Genomic DNA, 15,808 nt, shown 5'->3' on the forward strand with positions numbered 1-15,808 from the left:
CTAATATGTCATATTTTTTCAAAATTCCTTAATAAAACCAAAACGAATTGTTACTTCAATCACACGAAGGAAATGATTTTGCAGAATTAACTCTTCTACTTACACAGATACACGCTACTCACAATCATTTTTTAAGCCCCCTCATAAAAAATCTATCCTTTCCCTCTTTTTATCAATGTTGGCACCAAAAAGGTTCACACACAAAAACAGGATGTGGAGAAGACTTTCTCCACATCCTGAAAATACTTATCTTTGCAAACCTCGTTTATATCGACTTGCTTCAAATATAATACGCTCTTCATCTAACGTTTTACATTCGCCATTCCAAACGACACGTTTTCCGTTAATAATTACATCGCTTATATCTTTTCCACTAGCAGCATATACAAGGTGTGATAGCACTTCATCCGCTGGTTGTAAATGCGGCTTATTAGACGGGTCAATCGTAATAAAATCCGCACATTTACCAACCTCAAGTGATCCTGTTTGTTTCATGCCGATTACTTCAGCAGCTCCTTTTGTCGCAAGTGTAAGAGCTGTTTCAACTGGTAAAGCTGTTGCATCTTGATGAATACCTTTTTGTAATAATGTTGCGATGCGCATTTCTTCAAACATATCTAAATTATTGTTAGATGCAACACTATCTGTTGCAATTCCTACTTTTATTCCTGCTTCTAACATCGCTTTTACATTCGCTATACCAGACCCTAGTTTTAAATTACTATTCGGATTATGAGCTACTCGAACGTCATGTTCCGCTAAAAATGCACGCTCATTGTCATTTAATACTACACCGTGTGCAATAACTGTCGGTCGTTTAAACAATCCGCAACTTGCTACATATTCTACTGGACGTTTTCCGTACTGCGCTTCAATATCACGTACTTCACGCTCTGTTTCCGAAAGGTGAATATGAACCATCGTTTGATTTTCTACCGCAATACGTGCACACTCTTCTAACAGTTCTGTACTGCATGTATATGGACTATGCGGTGCAACCATCGTAGTTAACATACCACTTTCGTTATAGTAACGCTTCACATATTTCTCAGCTTCTTCAATTGCTTTCTTTTCATCCTCTTGCGTTCCAAAGCTAAATAAAGTTCTTGAAACAGCAGCTCGCATCCCGCTCCTTGATACCGTTTCCATAATTGCATCTTGATCTACTCCAATTGGATTAAACATATCAGAGAATGATGTTGTACCACTTTTCACCATTTCAAGTAATCCTAGTTCCGTACTAGCAACCGCAATTTTGGGAGTAAATTGACTTTCAAGTGGCCAAATTCTTGTCTCAAGCCACGGCTGTAATAACATATCATCACCAATACCTCTTAAGAGACTCATTACAACGTGTGTATGTGTATTGACAAGCCCTGGTAAAACCCACTTTCCTTTCATGTCAATTACTTCATCTACTTCAAAATCATTAGTGAATTCTCCGCTCTTTACATCTATAATTTGATCATTTTCTACAATGATATATCCATTTTCTATCACTTCATTTTGTTCATTCATCGTTACGATTGTAGCGTTTACATAAGTTGTTTTCAAAAGTATTTCCCCTTTCAACTCTATGAAGTCCCCTTTAATAAGTTACCACCATTATAGTAACTTATTAAAGATTAAGAGTCAAAAGATAATTTGAATTCTTTCGTTATCTTTTTCTTCAAAATGCTATATTGTTTTTCATTTGTATCTGCAAATGCTTCTTCTCGATTTGATTCTATATCCATATAATTCAGTTTTTCATTAAATTGCGCCTCTGTAAAATCAAACCTCTGTCCATCTATACAGTTATAAAAGTGCCACGCCTTTCTTACTTTTGTCTTTTTAATCTCTCCTCCGTATATGTCTTAAACGACTAGAGCTGTAACACCACATTGTCCCTTTGCTGGATTTTCAATTGTCCACTTTGAGCTAGTTTCAATCGACCACGATCTTATTAGTGCTTCATATATTTGCTTTCTCTTTACATGATCCATTCTCAGCTTCTCCTACTATTAATTGTTTTACACATCATATTTCAAAAGGGGCAGTAAACGATCCTTAAAAACAGTGGATGGTGTTTCTCCGATTAACTGTGCTCCCATTTTCAGGTAATATCCTTTTGCATTCGGATCACTATCAATCGTAAAACTTTTTAACCCTAGTTCATTTGCTTTTTCTATTACATAGTCCCAAAGTATTTTCCCGTAGCCTTTCCCTTTATGACGAGGATGAATATATAGAAAATCGAGAGCTTTCTCATTACGTAAAAATGAGAAAAAACCAATCTTCGTATTATCGTTTTCTAAAACATATACAAAGTTATTTTTTATGTACTCTTCTGTAATTGTTAAATCTTCCTTACAAGCAAGTATAAATTCTTCGCTATAATCCCACGTTGCTTTTGAATGTAGTGCAAGTTCACTTAATTCATTTGCTTCACTTAATAACGCTTTTCTTATCTTCACGATTCTTTCTCCTCATCTTCGATATATACACTATAAAATGATTCGAAAAGTAATTTAAAAAACCTCTTATTTCCGTAAATAAGAGATTACTTTTATAATTCTTCATAATAGATAATAATTTTTTAAAAGAAAAAAACGCCATTCCTGAAAATTGGCGTTCTTTTCTTTCAATCTTTATAGCATATTATTCTAAGAATCATTCTTATATTTCTATACAGTTTCTACTACCTCTTCAAGCATCGTTCCATTTTTAGCATAATTCGTATGCCAAGAAAAAGCTTTCTCTAAAATATGAGGAGTTTGTCCACCTCTTGTTTTCGCTTCCTCATAATAAGCTCGTAGTTGATCACGATACATTGGATGTGCACAATTCTCAATAATGAGTTCCACTCTTTCACTTGGCGCAAGTCCTCTTAAGTCAGCATATCCTTGCTCAGTGACGATAACATCTACATCATGTTCCGTATGGTCTATATGTGAGGCGAAAGGAACGATACTTGAAATGTTACCACCTTTCGCAATCGATTTAGTAACAAAGATAGCTAGGCGTGCATTTCTTGCAAAGTCACCAGAACCACCGATACCGTTCATCATTTTTGTACCTAAAACGTGAGTAGAGTTCACATTTCCGTATATATCTAATTCTAAAGCAGTATTAATCGAGATTAATCCGAGGCGGCGAATAATTTCAGGATGATTGGAAATCTCTTGCGGGCGCATCATTAATTTGTCACGATATTTTTCAAAGTTGGAAAATACTTTTTGCATTTTCTCCTCAGAAAGTGTGATCGAACAGCATGAAGCAAAATTGACTTTTCCAGCATCCATAAGATCAAAGACCGCATCCTGTAAAACTTCAGAATACACTTCTAAATCTTCAAACTCCGAATCTAACATTCCATGAAGAACTGCATTAGCCACTGAACCAATTCCCGATTGTAACGGTGCTAAACGATTTGTTAATCGGCCTACTTCGACTTCTTTTCGAAGAAATTCTATTAAATGCTGTGCCATAATAACAGTTTCTTCATCTGGAGGAACAATTGTTGATGGTGAATCCAATTGATTCGTAAATACAATCCCTTTCACTTTTTCAACATCAATCGGAATGCCAATCGTCCCAATTCGATCATTTGTTTTTACGAGTGGAATTGGAAGTCTTTCTCCTTGTTTACCTGGTTCATATAAATCATGTAGCCCTTCTAGCTGCGCGGATTGGGCCATATTCATTTCAATAATGATAGACTTAGCATTTAAAGAAAACGCTAAAGAATTTCCTATTGAAGTCGTCGGAATAATCATGCCATCCTCAGTAATCGCAACCGCTTCCAAAATAGCAAAATCTACATCCATAACGTCAGCGCGAAGTAACTCTGCTGTATGAGATAAGTGCTGGTCCACAAATAAAAAATCTCCGTTATTAATTCCTTTGCGCATAGTCGCATCAGCTTGGAAAGGCAATCTTTTCCCTAAAATTCCTGCTTCCGCAAATAATTTATCTACATCAGAACCTAAAGAAGCACCAGTATAAACATTTACTTTAAAAGATGTATCATTCTTAACTCGATTTACAAGCGCAAATGGGACTGCTTTCACATCACCTGCACGTGTAAACCCACTTAAGCCTAAAGTCATTCCACTTTCAATCCATGAAGCTGCTTCTTCAGGTGTAACTACGCGATCTTTCAGACGTTGATCCCTAATTCTATCCAAATTATTCTCCATATGTAATCCCTCTCCCTGTGAATATTCATAATTATTTTACACTTTAACAGTATCCAAATAGGGATTTCAGTATACAATGGCAAAAATTCAGATAAAACAGCGAATCTAGTCTCTAAAGCAGAATAATTTAGAATCCTAGAAGCTTCCGAAAATAACTAGCGTATGATTGACTAACTGGTACCCTCTCTCCGTTGTCCATCGAAAGTACAAAAGTAGAATGCGTATCAGGATAAATCGCTTTAATATGATTAACATTTACAATAAATGAACGGTGGCATCTAATAAATGAATCTTTCGGAAGTAAGTATTCGAATTCTTGTAGCGAGTATTTATGTGTTCCTGTTAACTCTTCTGCATTTACATACGTCCTTTTATCTTTCGCCTCTAAATACATGACTTTTGAAAAAGGAACCGGAACCCAGCCGTCCATTGTTTTTAAAGTAACGACTGCCTTTCCGTCGGTTAAAGCAGGATAAATAGCTGTCACGCAGCCTTCAAGCTTTCCATTGTTTGAAAATGGCACGGCCATCCCATGATAAGGAATACCAAAAACATCCCGATTCATAAACTCAGAGGTTTTTTGGTTTGTCACCATTGCTTTATGAGCAATCGTTCCTTCCTTTATAGGATCCCCGGCGCTAATCTTTAAATCAATTCGTTTACTTGGCCGATAGTATATATATTCTTTCGTATTCGATACAGCAATTGAAATTTCATCTGAAAATAATTCCCCAACAACATCTAATAGTAAACCTAATGTTTTATCTTCCATTCTATTAACACCTCATTCACTATTATACTACTATTATGATTGGCCTCTGTTGCTTTATAAAAAGTTTGATTATTAATTTTATACATTTATCTCCTCATTTGCACAAGGCTTTCTATCTATTTAATTATATAGAATATAACCTACCTTCAAATATGTAAAAATGATATGAACACTACATCAGTAAATACTTGCAACACCTACAAACAAAAAGTCCAAACTATAAACAGTCTGGACTTAGCTTTCATTCTCATTTATTATGTTCTTCTAACCACGAAATCAAATCTTTAAATACTTCTTCTCTATTTACTTCATGGAACATTTCATGTCTTCCATTTTCATATAGACGCAGCGTTACATCTTTCACACCACATTTTTTATAGTTTTCATATACTTCTTTTACGCCTTTCCCCATATCTCCAACAGGATCACGGTCTCCAGAAAAGATATGTATCGGAAGATTGCTTGGCGTCTTCTTGTATTCTTCTAATTTATTTACTTCTAATACACCAGAAAATAATTCTCGATAAAAACTCGTCGTACAAATAAACCCACATAACGGATCGGCAATATATTTATCAACTTGATCATTATCTGAAGATAACCAATCAAAATTTGTACGATTTGGCTTAAAGTTCGAATTAAAGTTTCCGAATGATAAAAAGTTTAGCATCGGACTTTTCGTTTTTGCCCCGCGTAATTTCATCTCAATTGTCGCTACTTTATGACCAATGACTCCTAAGAACCCTGGGTTTCCACCAGTTCCTGAAATAAGGAATCCATCATATAATTCACCTTTCAGTTGTACAGCACGTCTTGATAAAAAAGAACCCATGCTATGGCCAAGTAAAAATAACGGGCATGTCTGCTCTTTTCTTACCGTTTCTGATACAAAAATAACATCAGATACAGCCTTACTCCAACCTACATTTGGTTCAAAATGACCATAGTCTTCTTCTCTTTTTACTGTTTTCCCATGGCCTTTATGATCATGCGCATAAACACCATAGCCTGCTTCTAATAAAGCATCAATAAAATCTGTATAAACACCTGCATGTTCTGTCATACCATGTGCAATTTGAATAATCCCTTTCGGTTCACATTCTGGTAACCACTTGCGTAAATAAATTTCTGATTCATCCAATGCCGTAACGAAACTTTCCTGTACGTTCATTTCGTCAGCCCCCAAATCTATTATGTATCTATTTTCAAAAAATGAATCTATATTCATTTTTCTTATTACATATTATATGTACTTGCTTTCATTATAACAAATAATCTATTTTTCAGACTTGTTTCAATAATAATTTCTTGACGAACTAAAAGTAAAATTATATAGTTACTTACATAAAGTAATTTATTTTCAGGAGGTTTTCAATATGATGCCGTCATTATTTTTAGCACATGGATCACCAATGCTTGCTATTCAAGATACAGATTATACAAGTTTCTTAAAAACACTTGGAGAAACATATAAACCGAAAGCAATTGTTATTTTCACTGCTCACTGGGAAAGTGAAGTATTAACGATTTCCTCATCAGATAACGAATATGAAACAATTTATGATTTTGGAGGTTTTCCTCCAGAGTTATACGAAATTAAGTATCGTGCAAAAGGTTCTTCTAGCATTGCATCCATGTTAGAAACAAAGTTTAAAAACAAAGGTATTCCAGTCCATCATAATATGACGAGAGGTTTAGATCATGGCTCATGGACACTCTTGCATCGCATGTATCCAGAAGCAAATATTCCTGTCGTACAAATATCAGTAAATCCATTCCTTTCTGCAAAAGAACAATTTAAAATTGGAGAAGCATTAAAAGGACTTGGACAAGAAGATATTTTAATAATCGGTAGCGGTGTAACCGTTCATAACTTACGAGCACTGAAATGGAATCAAACTACACCCGAACAATGGGCAATTGAATTTGATGATTGGATTATAAAACATATGCAGACTAACGATAAAGATGCGTTGTTTAATTGGGAAAACAATGCGCCTCATGCACAATTAGCAGTACCAAGAGCAGAGCATTTTGTTCCTTTATTTATCGCTATGGGAAGTGGTGAAAATAGCGGTGAAGTCATTCACCGTAGTTATGATCTTGGTACATTAAGCTACCTATGTCTTACATTTTAAAGAAAAGGATGAAGCAATCATTGCTTCATCCTTTTTTATTCACTTAGTTAACTAACTTCCAAATGTCGTTTCTCTGATACCCCTTCGTTCTTATTATGAAAATAAACCCAAATGCACGCAATAAACAATAGTGATGATGTAGAGAAGAAAACATATTGAAAACCAGCATGCGCTGCAATTTGTCCACCAAGTATTGGTCCAATCATATTTCCTAAAAACTGAAACGATTGATTATACCCAAATATTCGTCCGGTTACATGGGTTGGTGTATGTTGTTTTAGTAGAGTTTGTACGGAAGGTAATAATCCTGCTTGTGCGATTCCTAATAAAAATCGAAGAATTAATAGTTGCCAAGCTGAGGTTACAAATGCTTGCGGGATAAAGATAATTCCTGCAGCAAACAACGCTACAACTAACGTTTTTTGAGGACCGATATGATCTGATAATCGTCCTAATCTTGGTGCTGCCAAAATAACCGCTAATCCTGTCGCTGACATAACGGCACCTGCAATTGTTTCAATATGCGCTGTTTGAGGACCAACTAAATTTTTCACGTACAATGTAACAATTGGCTGAACAGACATATTAGCAAGTTGAATAATAAATGTTGTGACAAACAAACTAATAATCAAATGTTTAGCTGGAACCATCGTCCATACTTTTTTCGTTTGTACTTTTTTTGCTTGAGCAGAGTGATTTTCTTCATGTAGGAAGAAAAAAACGATGAGAAAGGAAAGGAATAAAAAAGCTCCTGTAACAAGAAAAACATGACGCATTCCAATTAACTCAGATAAATAACCTCCAAGTAACGGTCCAAGTAAAGAACCGCTCACGCCACCAGTTGAAATTGTGGAGATCGCCCAACCTGAATGCTCTTGCGGAGTTTCTGCTGCAATAAATGTCATCGCTGTTGAAAGGAAACCAGATACTGCTCCCATCAAAAATCTTAGTGCGACTAGCTGATACACATCCGTTACAAACCCCATTAGCGTCATAATAATCGCCATACCAAGGCTCGCACGAATTAGCATCAATTTCCGTCCATGTATATCACCAAGCTTTCCCCATATTGGTGATACGATCGCACCCATTAAAAATGTTACACCAAATGCAAGTCCCGACCACTGTGCAATACTAGAAGTGCCAGTTACCCCTAATTCCTCAATATAAAAAGATAAAAAAGGAATTACTAAACTCATACCGGCTGCAGTGGTAAAACAACCTAGCCAACAAATCATTAAATTTCGTTTCCAGCTGGCCATTTTCACACCTTCTTTCTTTAGATACCCATTCTACACCCTTTCTTGTAAAAAGTTTAGTAATTTGCTTTATTTGTAAGATTTACTACAAAACCCGCTATTTTCTAATAAAAATCACTACATTCCCACATTTTTTCATAATAAAACCAACTCCACCTAAATGAAGTTGGTTAATGATCCATAATCGGTATTAAACGTGCATTACAACATCTCTCATAAAACTCAATTGGGCCCGCTTGCCCAATAATTGCATATTCATAACCCTCTTGCTTCATACTATGCAGACTACAATGTAACAATTGCTTCCCTACACCTTTCACACGATTTTGTTTCGCCGTGCCCATTGGACCAAACAATCCTTTCTTTCCTCTCACTACATCATAACAAGCAAAACCTACTATCACTTCTTCTTGTTCTGCTATATAAATAGGTACATTTTCTTTATATGTACGAAATCCGTACTCTATCGAATGTAACCAACGTTCACCAAATTCCTCACTAACAAAACTTACTAATTTCCCAAAATCAGAAGAGTTAGCCTTTCTAACATGACAAGTTAAATGAGTATAAGCAGGAACAAAACATTTTAAATCAACCGCTAAATCTCTTGGCTCATCTACAATACGTAATATCTCTTTTTGTATTTGTGGATTTTTAATAAACGTATCCGCGCGAAAGAGTGCATATATAACATGTCCTTCGTTCATTAATACTTGCTGAAAACGTTCCATACGTTTTTTCGCTATTTGTAAAACTTCTAGCGTCTTATATGATAACTTATAATGCCCTATTTTTTTATACTCTTGATTCGTTAAATCATTTTGTTTTTGTATTGAAAGCTTTTCAAAAAAATCTGTACCTACGTTACGAAACAAATACATATACAACTCGCTGCATACGCCAGTACCTTCTTTACACATGCCAATAAATAAATGAACTGGTTGAATGATATTACTTTCTCCCTCTTCTGCTGCAATCTTCAATATGTTATGCACACGTTTTGTAAATTGAAATTCCTCCATCTGTATCTCCATCCCCTACTTTACTATTAAATTGTAACTATAAATAAGTGAAACAATGATTCCAACTACTAATATACCTGGAAGTAAATTTGCGACTTTAATTTTAATAAATCCGAGTAAGTTCAATCCAATAGCGGCTATCATAATACCGCCTGTAGCTGTCATTTCCACTATAAATTGATTCATTAATTCTTTCGGGACAACACTATTAATTTGTGTTGCAAAAACTGCAATACCACCTTCATATAAAATGACTGGAATCGCTGAAAATACTACGCCAATCCCTAGAGTTGTCGTTAATATAATAGAAATAAATCCGTCGATAATCGCCTTCGTAAATAAAATATCATGATTGCCACGAATACCACTGTCGAGTGCACCCAGTATCCCCATCGCGCCAATTGCAAAAATAAGTGTAGCTGTTACAAAACCTTCTGATATGCTCCCTTTCCCTTTCGATCCAACTTTATTTTCTAGCCAATCTCCTAACTGTTTTAACTTTCCCTCTAATTGTAGCCATTCCCCGATGACGGTACCAATTACTAAACTTAGTATGACAACAAGAAAATTTTCACTTTTCAATGCCATTTGAAGTCCAAGCACAGTAACCGCTAAACCAATTGCATGCATAATTGTTCCCTTCATACTTTCTGGAATCCTACTAAATAATTTACCTAGTAAAGTACCAAATATAATACAAATCCCATTTACAACCGCTCCTAATATAACCATTTCTCATTCTTCACCCTTCAAATTCTTTATTTCTATATTTTGGTTTATTCATTGATTTACAGGTTATCTATATGTTAACTTAATATTGGGAATATTAACAAATGTTTTTCACAACATAAACCGCAATTTTTTGTAGTTATACATAATGTGATTCTTTAATTAACGTAAGTTTTATTGCCTACAAATTGCGGTATAAATTCAAAAGGGACGGTATTTATGAAAACTTTACTAAAACGATTTCTGTTAATAGCCTTTTGCATTACACCAATTGTTTTATTAATTAACTACTCTTTTACTTCAAAAGCGAAAGACAAACCCGATTTGCAAAACAAATCTAGTAAAACCGCTTCAACAAATGAAAAGAAAATAGAAAATCCGGAAATCACACTCACCTTCTCTGGTGATACTATGTTCGATTGGCAATTACGTCCTGTAATCGAAAAAAACGGGGCTGATTATCCATTCCAGCATGTAAAAGAAGAAATAACAAAAGCTGATATTTCTTTCGTTAATTTAGAGTCAGCATTTACAATGAGAGAAAAGAAAGCTCCTGGACAACTGTTTTGGATTAAAAGTGATCCATCCACGCTTAAAGCGATTAAAAACACTGGGTATGATATCGTAAATATTGGGAATAACCATACACTTGATTATGGGCAAGATGGATTATTAGACACGATTTCTCACGTAGAAAAATTAAAGTTCCCTTACATCGGAGCCGGAAAAAATGCAAAAGATGCATATACAGCACGTGAAATGACTGTAAAAGGGAAAAAGTTCAAATTCCTTTCCTTCGTTCGATTTATGCCTGATACGAATTGGGTAGCTGGTGACAATAAACCTGGTGTTGCGAACGGATATGATTTAAATCTCGTAACCAAGACAATTAAAGAGCAAAAGCAAGATGCAGACTATTTAATTGTCTATATGCATTGGGGCGTTGAAAAATCAAATCGTCCGGTAGAATACCAAAAACAATATGTACCTAAAATGGTTGAAGCAGGAGCTGACGCGATTGTCGGAAGTCACCCACATTGGCTTCAAGGATTTGAGTATTATAATAAAGTTCCTATCGCTTACTCATTAGGAAACTTTTTATTCCCAAGTTACGTGAGCGGGAAAAGCGCCGAAACCGGCGTATTAACTTTAACTTTTAAAGGAAAGGATGTCCAAATGTCATTCAATCCTTACATCATTCGCAACAACCAAATCTCCCCTGTAAATGCGGACGAAAAGAAAAAAGCTCTACAATATTTACAAACAATTTCAACTGACGTAGAAATTGATGATACAGGGAACATAAAAAACAAACGAAACTAGACACCGCAAGATTTATTTCTCTGTAACATACTTTACAGAATAGGTGATGAACATGCTGAAAGACTTATTAAAAAATGTAAGTTTGTTAGAGAATATTTATAAAGTATCTATAGCCGTTCTACTTTTATGTTCATTTTTTTCTGTTAGACTTCTAAAAAAAATAAAACGTGAACGAAAGCTTACTACCTTTGAATTTACTATGTATGTAATCATTCGTATTGCGATACTCTTTTGGTTAACTAGCTTTATCCTTCTTGAATTTAATGAGTATCTAGTTTAACTTAAAAAAAGATAGAACAAGCATTATATTTCCCCGCTTGTATCTATCTTTTTTGTTTAGATGCTAACTCTTTCCTTCTATTAAATAAGTAAATCAAACAAAACAGGATTTTTATTAAGCTCCATAAATTGAATATTATTTTCTTTAAAACGAGTAATTAATTGCTCATGATCCTCTTTATGTTTTAATTCTACGCCGACTAATGCTGGACCATTTTCTTTATTATGTTTCTTAATGTATTCAAAGCGAGTAATATCATCTTCTGGCCCTAATCCTTTATCAAGAAATTCTCTTAACGCACCTGAACGCTGCGGGAATTCAATGATGAAATAATGCTTTAACCCTTCGTAAATAAGAGATCGTTCTTTCATTTCTTGCATTCTATCAATATCGTTATTTCCACCACTTAGCGTACAAACAACTGTTTTACCTTTTATTTCATCTCTATATAAATCAAGCGCTGCAATAGATAATGCACCCGCCGGTTCAGCTACAATTGCATTTTTCTTATATAGTTCTAAAATCGTCGTACAAACCTTTCCCTCTGGTACTAAAACAATGTCATCAATTACATCTTTACAAGTTTCAAATGTTAACTTTCCTACCTTTTTAACTGCTGCCCCATCAACAAAACTATCTATTTTCTCCAATGCCACATTATCATTTTGAAGAAAAGCCTCTTTCATAGATGCAGCTCCCATTGGCTCTACCCCAATGACCTGTGTAGCAGGACTAACACCTTTCACATATGTACCAACACCTGATGCTAATCCACCACCGCCAATTGCTGTAAAGATATAATCAACCGGTTTCTCCATATCATGCATAATTTCAACTGCCACTGTCCCTTGACCAGCAACTACGTACGGATCATCAAACGGATGAACAAATGTCATTCTATTTTCTTCACAATAACGCTGTGCTTCTTGAAAAGAGCTATCGAATGTATCACCAACCAATACAATCTCTGCGAAATCACCACCGAAAAATTGAACTTGTGATACTTTTTGCTTAGGTGTTGTTGTTGGCATGAAAATTTTTGACGGAATCTTCAATAAATTACACGTATAAGCTACCCCTTGTGCGTGATTACCAGCGCTTGCGCAAACAACACCGTTTTGTAATTGTTCTTTTGATAAACTTTGAATTAAATTGTACGCACCACGAATTTTGAAAGAGCGAATTAATTGTAAGTCTTCGCGTTTTACATAAACGTCACAATCATATTTCTCAGATAAAACTGTATCACGTTGTAACGGTGTTTTAATAACGATATCTTTCATACAAGTATGGGCCATTAAGATATCTTCAATTTTCACTCTCTCCTTTACCTTTTGCACCATTTCATATCATCCTTATCTCTTTTATATTGACTCAATCAAAATTCGGGATTTTTAGGACTGCACCTGTATTCGCCGATGTTACCATTTGTGCATAACGTCCAAGCCAGCCCGTTTTCACTTTCGGTTCTGGTCGTTTCCATTCTTTTTTACGCTTATCTAATTCTTCGTCACTAACTCTCACTTCTAACAACCTTTCCTCAACATCGATACAAACGATATCCCCTTGTTCAAGAAGTGCAATCGTTCCGCCCGCAGCTGCTTCTGGCGAAATATGCCCTACTGAAATACCACGTGAAGCACCAGAGAAACGACCATCGGTTAACAACGCAACATCCGCACCTAATCCCATGCCAGCAATCGCTGACGTTGGCGCTAACATTTCCGGCATACCAGGACCGCCTCTTGGTCCTTCATAACGAATAACAACTACATCTCCTTTCTTAACCTTCCCAAGCATAATGCCGGCAAGCGCCTCATCTTGTGAATTAAAAATAACACAAGGCCCTTCAAATCGTTTTACTTCAGTTGCCCCGCTTTTAATAACTGCTCCGTCTTTCGCAAGGTTTCCTTTTAATATACGTAATCCACCTTCTTCACTATGAGGGTTTTCAAGAGAATGAATCACTTCCTTATCTTTAATCTCTGCATGAGCAATATTTTCTCTTAATGTTTGCCCCGTAGCAGTAATACGGTCTAAATGAAGTACCCCTTCTTTTCGGCTCATCTCTTTCAAAATTGCACTAATCCCGCCTGCACGATCAATGTCTTCCATATGCCAATTGGAAGCAGGGCTTACTTTACATAAATGTGGTACACGTCTTGAAACGGCATCAATACGGTTCATATCGTAATCTAATCCAGCCTCTTGCGCGAGCGCCAATGTATGCAACACTGTATTTGTTGAACCGCCCATTGCCATATCAAGCGCGAACGCATCATCAATTGCTTCTTCCGTTACAATGTCTCTCGGTTTAATATCTCTTTCAATTAAAATCTTTAATTTTTCTGCTGCTTGTTTAATTAATTCTTCGCGTCTTGGATCAATAGCCAAAATACTTCCGTTACCAGGAAGAGCTAAACCTAACACTTCACATAAACAGTTCATAGAGTTCGCTGTAAACATACCAGAACAAGAACCACAAGATGGACAGCCATGATCTTCAATATCCTTTAATTCTTCTTCTGAAATTTTCCCAGATTGATAAGCCCCTACTCCTTCGAAAACAGAACTTAAATCAACAACGTCTCCTTTAGATGTTTTTCCAGCCGCCATCGGACCACCTGAAACAAAAACAGTTGGAATGTTAATACGAAGTGCAGCCATCATCATACCGGGTGTGATTTTGTCACAGTTTGGAATGCAAATCATGCCATCAAACCAATGGGCATTTACAACCGTTTCTACTGAATCTGCAATAATTTCTCGACTCGGAAGCGAATAGCGCATACCGATATGCCCCATCGCAATACCGTCATCTACTCCAATTGTATTAAATTCAAATGGAACCATACCTGCTGCACGTACTGCTTCTTTAACAAGCTTCCCAAACTCATTTAAGTGCTTATGACCTGGAATAATTTCAATAAAAGAATTACAGATCGCTATAAACGGTTTATCAAAGTCTTCATCTTTCAAACCAGTTGCTTTTAATAAACTACGATGCGGCGCTTTATCAAAACCTTTTTTAATCATGTCACTTCTCATCTTGTCAAATCCCCTCTTACATATTTTTCACTTACAATCACTTACTCTATTTCTTTACTAATTCTTTCGGTGCATGAATCCAGCTCATCATTTCACGAAGCTCTTCTCCTACTTTTTCCAACTGATGATTTTGTTCTGCTTTTTTCATCGCATTATACGTTGGACGCCCTGCTTGATTTTCTAAAATCCATTTCTTCGCGAATTCACCTTGCTGAATTTCTGTAAGTACTCGTTTCATCTCTTTCTTCGTTTCATCTGTAACAATTCTCGATCCTGTTACATAATCCCCGAACTCTGCTGTATCTGAAATAGAATGGCGCATATTCGTTAAACCACCTTCGTACATTAAATCAACGATCAACTTTAATTCATGTAAACATTCAAAGTATGCAATTTCAGGACGATATCCACCTTCTGTTAATGTTTCAAAACCAGCTTTCACAAGTGCAGTTACCCCTCCGCAAAGTACAGCTTGCTCTCCGAATAAATCCGTCTCCGTTTCTTCTTGGAATGTCGTTTCAATTACACCTGCACGTGTACACCCTACACCTTTTGCGTACGCGAGTGCTACATGTAATGCTGTGCCTGTTGCATCTTGATGTACTGCGACTAATGCCGGTACTCCATTTCCTTCTTGAAATACACGGCGAACGAGATGACCCGGGCTTTTTGGCGCGACCATTGCTACATCTACGTAGCTTGGCGGGTTAATTTGTCCGAAGTGAATATTAAATCCATGTGAGAAAAGTAACATTTGTCCTTCGCGGAGATTCTCTTCTACTTCTGCTTTATACACATGCGCTTGCTGTTCATCTGGCAATAACATTTGTACAACTTGCGCGGTTCGAACTGCTTCTGAAACAGACATTACTTCAAACCCATCTGCTTTTGCTACTTCAAAAGACTTACCAGGACGAACACCAACTACCACTTCCACACCAGAATCGCGTAAATTTTGTGCCTGCGCATGACCTTGAGATCCATAACCAATTACCGCAACAGTTTTTCTTTGTAATAGCTCTACATTTGCATCTTGCTCATAATATGTTTTCATAC

At 36.1% G+C, this 15,808-nt stretch carries 14 protein-coding genes and 1 pseudogene; 3 read left to right on the plus strand and 12 right to left on the minus strand.

Annotated elements, in window-relative coordinates; translation table 11 throughout:
- Positions 1-246: 246 nt before the first annotated feature.
- The 6 genes and pseudogenes from ACVWY7_RS08350 to ACVWY7_RS08375 form a co-directional block, all read right to left on the minus strand.
- Positions 247-1,572 (minus strand): bifunctional S-methyl-5'-thioadenosine deaminase/S-adenosylhomocysteine deaminase, encoded by a 1,326-nt coding sequence (locus ACVWY7_RS08350; RefSeq protein WP_139242233.1) that lies wholly within the window; start codon positions 1,570-1,572, stop codon positions 247-249.
- A 53-nt stretch (positions 1,573-1,625) separates the two neighbouring features.
- Positions 1,626-1,985, minus strand: a pseudogene (locus ACVWY7_RS08355) (YunG family protein).
- Between the two features lie 27 nt (positions 1,986-2,012).
- Entirely contained in the window at positions 2,013-2,456 is a 444-nt protein-coding gene (locus ACVWY7_RS08360; protein ID WP_105989791.1) for a GNAT family N-acetyltransferase, read from the minus strand.
- A 210-nt stretch (positions 2,457-2,666) separates the two neighbouring features.
- Positions 2,667-4,181, minus strand: coding sequence for an acetyl-CoA hydrolase/transferase family protein (locus ACVWY7_RS08365; protein ID WP_000429801.1), 1,515 nt, complete (start codon positions 4,179-4,181; stop codon positions 2,667-2,669).
- A gap of 127 nt (positions 4,182-4,308) precedes the next feature.
- Positions 4,309-4,953, minus strand: coding sequence for a LytTR family DNA-binding domain-containing protein (locus tag ACVWY7_RS08370; protein WP_073522839.1), 645 nt, complete (start codon positions 4,951-4,953; stop codon positions 4,309-4,311).
- A 247-nt stretch (positions 4,954-5,200) separates the two neighbouring features.
- Positions 5,201-6,124 carry an alpha/beta fold hydrolase gene (locus tag ACVWY7_RS08375; protein ID WP_001102562.1) on the minus strand — a complete coding sequence of 308 codons (924 nt, stop codon included), beginning with the start codon at positions 6,122-6,124 and terminating at the stop codon, positions 5,201-5,203.
- A 205-nt stretch (positions 6,125-6,329) separates the two neighbouring features.
- Here ACVWY7_RS08375 and ACVWY7_RS08380 point away from each other — a divergent pair, with 205 nt between their 5' ends.
- Positions 6,330-7,091, plus strand: a complete 762-nt coding sequence (locus ACVWY7_RS08380; protein ID WP_000982928.1) for a DODA-type extradiol aromatic ring-opening family dioxygenase — start codon at positions 6,330-6,332, stop codon at positions 7,089-7,091.
- 47 nt (positions 7,092-7,138) lie between these two features.
- On the opposite strand, the gene ACVWY7_RS08385 is transcribed toward ACVWY7_RS08380, so the two are convergent.
- The 3 genes from ACVWY7_RS08385 to ACVWY7_RS08395 all read right to left on the minus strand — a co-directional run bounded on the left by ACVWY7_RS08385 (position 7,139) and on the right by ACVWY7_RS08395 (position 10,104).
- On the minus strand, positions 7,139-8,353 hold the full coding sequence (locus ACVWY7_RS08385) for a multidrug efflux MFS transporter (protein WP_046197701.1): 1,215 nt from the start codon (positions 8,351-8,353) through the stop codon (positions 7,139-7,141).
- A 167-nt stretch (positions 8,354-8,520) separates the two neighbouring features.
- On the minus strand, positions 8,521-9,372 hold the full coding sequence (locus tag ACVWY7_RS08390; protein ID WP_000390875.1) for a GNAT family N-acetyltransferase: 852 nt from the start codon (positions 9,370-9,372) through the stop codon (positions 8,521-8,523).
- Positions 9,373-9,387: 15 nt separating this feature from the next.
- A complete protein-coding gene (locus tag ACVWY7_RS08395) occupies positions 9,388-10,104 on the minus strand; it encodes a DUF554 domain-containing protein (RefSeq protein WP_000236047.1) in 717 nt (238 codons plus the stop codon).
- Positions 10,105-10,320: 216 nt separating this feature from the next.
- Between ACVWY7_RS08395 and ACVWY7_RS08400 the strand changes: the two genes are divergently transcribed.
- Positions 10,321-11,424: a CapA family protein gene (locus ACVWY7_RS08400; RefSeq protein WP_000854493.1), complete on the plus strand. Its 1,104-nt coding sequence runs from the start codon at positions 10,321-10,323 to the stop codon at positions 11,422-11,424.
- A gap of 52 nt (positions 11,425-11,476) precedes the next feature.
- Positions 11,477-11,704 carry a hypothetical protein gene (locus ACVWY7_RS08405; RefSeq protein WP_000910236.1) on the plus strand — a complete coding sequence of 76 codons (228 nt, stop codon included), beginning with the start codon at positions 11,477-11,479 and terminating at the stop codon, positions 11,702-11,704.
- A gap of 80 nt (positions 11,705-11,784) precedes the next feature.
- Here ACVWY7_RS08405 and ilvA read toward each other — a convergent pair whose 3' ends face one another.
- The 3 genes from ilvA to ilvC are packed head-to-tail and all read right to left on the minus strand — an operon-like array spanning position 11,785 to position 15,806.
- Complete coding sequence (gene ilvA / locus ACVWY7_RS08410; RefSeq protein ID WP_000250354.1) at positions 11,785-13,047, minus strand: threonine ammonia-lyase IlvA; 1,263 nt, start codon at positions 13,045-13,047, stop codon at positions 11,785-11,787.
- A gap of 31 nt (positions 13,048-13,078) precedes the next feature.
- Positions 13,079-14,752 (minus strand): dihydroxy-acid dehydratase, encoded by a 1,674-nt coding sequence (gene ilvD / locus ACVWY7_RS08415; protein WP_001255798.1) that lies wholly within the window; start codon positions 14,750-14,752, stop codon positions 13,079-13,081.
- Between the two features lie 46 nt (positions 14,753-14,798).
- A complete protein-coding gene (gene ilvC / locus ACVWY7_RS08420) occupies positions 14,799-15,806 on the minus strand; it encodes a ketol-acid reductoisomerase (protein WP_000861160.1) in 1,008 nt (335 codons plus the stop codon).
- Positions 15,807-15,808: the final 2 nt, after the last annotated feature.

This window comes from Bacillus sp. TE9106W (assembly GCF_054062215.1).